The sequence below is a fragment of the Geminicoccus flavidas genome (assembly GCF_009806515.1).
GTDB classification, from domain to species: domain Bacteria; phylum Pseudomonadota; class Alphaproteobacteria; order Geminicoccales; family Geminicoccaceae; genus Geminicoccus; species Geminicoccus flavidus.
In genome coordinates, this window is record NZ_WUJP01000186.1 from 1 (window position 1) to 2,447 (window position 2,447).

A 2,447-nucleotide genomic window follows, 5' to 3' on the forward strand; every position below is an offset into this window, starting at 1 on the left:
GTCTCCTCGGCGAACTGGTGGGCTGCCAGGTTGGACTGGTCCCACTGGGCACCCACCACCCGGGCATCGGCCCCCCAGGCGGCGATCTTGGCGCGCTTGGGCGGCGAGGAGGTCTCGGGCAGGAACACGGTGGTGCGCACGCCGGCGAGCCGCCCGGCCCTGGCCACCGCCAAGCCATGGTTACCGCCGGATGCGGTGACGATGCCGTTCTTCAGCTTCTCGGGCGGGGTCTGGAGCAGGCGGTTGGTGGCGCCGCGCGCCTTGAAGGAGCCGGTCACCTGCAGGCATTCCAGCTTCAGCCAGAGCGACGCATCCGCGGGCGGCGCCAGCATCTGGTCGGCCGGCATCATGGGCGTGCGGCGGACCTTGCCCTGCAGGCGGGCGGCTGCGGCGCGAACGTCGTCGAGGTCGATCAACATCGTAGGGTCAGAGCCTTTCGAGCGGCTGAGGAAAGCCGCCCGGGTGCATGCAGGTCTTGGCTGCGGCGTCCCGGCCGGCGGCGAGGCTGTCGGCCACATCTTTGCCGCGAAGTCGCGCATGGAGAAAGCCCGCGATGAAGCCGTCGCCAGAGCCGGTGGTGTCGACCGGGCGAAGCGGCACGGCTTCGATCCGCCGGATCCCGCCCCGTCGCCAGCGATCGCACCCAAGGGCGCCCATGCTGACCACCGCGAGCTTGGCACCCGCGCCCAGGGCATCCTGGAGCGGGCGTTCGGCGTGCGCCACGTCCTCACCGGCGGAATCGAAGCGATGTCCATGTCGCCCTTGCCCTTGTTGACGGCGAGATCCTGCGAAACGCTCACGCCGGCCGCCCATCAGCCGGGCGCGCCAGCGATTGGCATCGGGGAAACCAGCCGATATGGACGTGCCGGAACCGGCAGAGCGCCGCGAAGTCCGCATCGCTCAGGTGGTAGACCGCGCAGGCGCCGAACTCCTCGAAGCCGATCGGGCAGCCGGTAGCGTCGGGCGAGACCCCCGGGGCAGCATCGTGACCGCCACGTTGGCGGTCGACATGAGCGGCCGGCAGCCATGGCGGTCCAGGAGGTCGTTGAGCGACGCGACCAGATCCTCCGCCGTCGGCAGGCCTGGGAGGAGGCTGGCCGGGACGCTGTCGATGCAGAACACCAGCGGCTTGTCGTCGTGCCGGTAGAGGCGCGCGATCCGGATCACCTCCATACCTGAGGACAGGGCCAGGACCTTCGGCATCTCGGCTGACGGAAGCTCCCGGCGGATCTCCAGGACCTGCGCGCGGCTGCCCTGGCGGCTCAGCATCTGGCGGATGCTCTCATAGGTCGTGATCGGCCGCTCGACCCGAAGGGCCGCGGCCGCATACCGGCCGCTGCCATGCCCGGTGTGGATCAGCCCGTCCTGCTCCAGCAGCTTCATCGCCTCGCGCAGGGTCGCACGCGACACGCCCAGGCGCGGGCCGAGATCGGCCTCGGACGGCAGCCGGGCACCCGGAGGCAGGGTCCTGGTCGATCAGTGCCTGGATCGCGCGGCTGGCACACTGCACCGAGCTGACGACGGGCAGCGGATCCAGGTCGGGGAGCGGCATGGATGGCCCGCAGTCATCAGACGTCTGGACTGCTTTGTGCTGGAGATTGGTCGGCATCAACCGGCTACATACAGCCGGAAACGGTACGAGCACTGGATCATGCATATACCGACAATCGTTTCGTACGACATAACAAGATTTGCGAATTACTGTAGTTCTAAAGAATAATGTTTCAGGTTTACACTTGGTCGCGCGCGACCTAGCACACGAGAACACTCATCGTTTGCTTGCCGCCGGGATGACGCCATTGGCGTCCGCCTCGCGCGTCTACGCGCGTGCGCCTCCAAGGCGGCATTCCGGGGGGATTCGATGTCGCGCTCGGTGCTGCGTACTTTCTGGTACGCCTCCGTCTCCTGCCTCGTCCTGGCCGGCCAGGCGCTTGCTCAATCGGAAACACTGGCCGAAGGCGGCGCTGCGGCAGCACCGCAGGCCATGGCCTTGTCGCCCGTCGTGGTCACTGCCTCCGGCTTCGCCCAGGAGATCCAGGATGCGCCGGCCAGCATCTCGATCATCACCCGCGAGCAACTGGAAACCCAGGAGTTCCGCGACCTGACCGACGCGCTGCGCGAGGTGCCGGGCGTGGCGGTCACCGGCACCGCCAACGAGCAGGATATCTTCATCCGTGGCCTGCCGGGCAGCTACACGCTGATCCTGGTGGACGGGAAGCGCCAGAGCACCCGCGACATCCGCACCAACGGCAACTCCGGCTACGAGCAGAACTTCATCCCGCCGCTGGAAGCGATCGAGCGGATCGAGGTGGTGCGCGGGCCGATGTCCTCGCTCTACGGCTCCGACGCGATGGGCGGCGTGATCAACATCATCACCCGCAAGGTCGCGGAGAAATGGGGCGGCTCGGTCTCGCTCGACGGCACGCTGCAGGAGCACTCGGACTCGG

Annotated in this window: 4 protein-coding genes; 1 reads left to right on the plus strand and 3 read right to left on the minus strand. The window is 68.0% G+C overall.

Features of this window, described 5'->3' with window-relative positions; translation table 11 throughout:
• The 3 genes from EQG76_RS05090 to EQG76_RS32050 form a co-directional block, all read right to left on the minus strand.
• The coding region (locus tag EQG76_RS05090; RefSeq protein WP_159711180.1) for a pyridoxal-phosphate dependent enzyme at positions 1–419 on the minus strand (419 nt) is incomplete at its 3' end.
• Positions 420–426: 7 nt separating this feature from the next.
• Positions 427–723: a carbohydrate kinase family protein gene (locus EQG76_RS33280; RefSeq protein ID WP_159711182.1), complete on the minus strand. Its 297-nt coding sequence runs from the start codon at positions 721–723 to the stop codon at positions 427–429.
• 177 nt (positions 724–900) lie between these two features.
• A complete protein-coding gene (locus tag EQG76_RS32050; RefSeq protein WP_255476476.1) occupies positions 901–1,464 on the minus strand; it encodes a GntR family transcriptional regulator in 564 nt (187 codons plus the stop codon).
• A 397-nt stretch (positions 1,465–1,861) separates the two neighbouring features.
• Between EQG76_RS32050 and EQG76_RS05105 the strand changes: the two genes are divergently transcribed.
• A partial coding sequence (locus EQG76_RS05105; RefSeq protein ID WP_159711186.1) for a TonB-dependent receptor plug domain-containing protein occupies positions 1,862–2,447 on the plus strand: 586 nt, incomplete at its 3' end.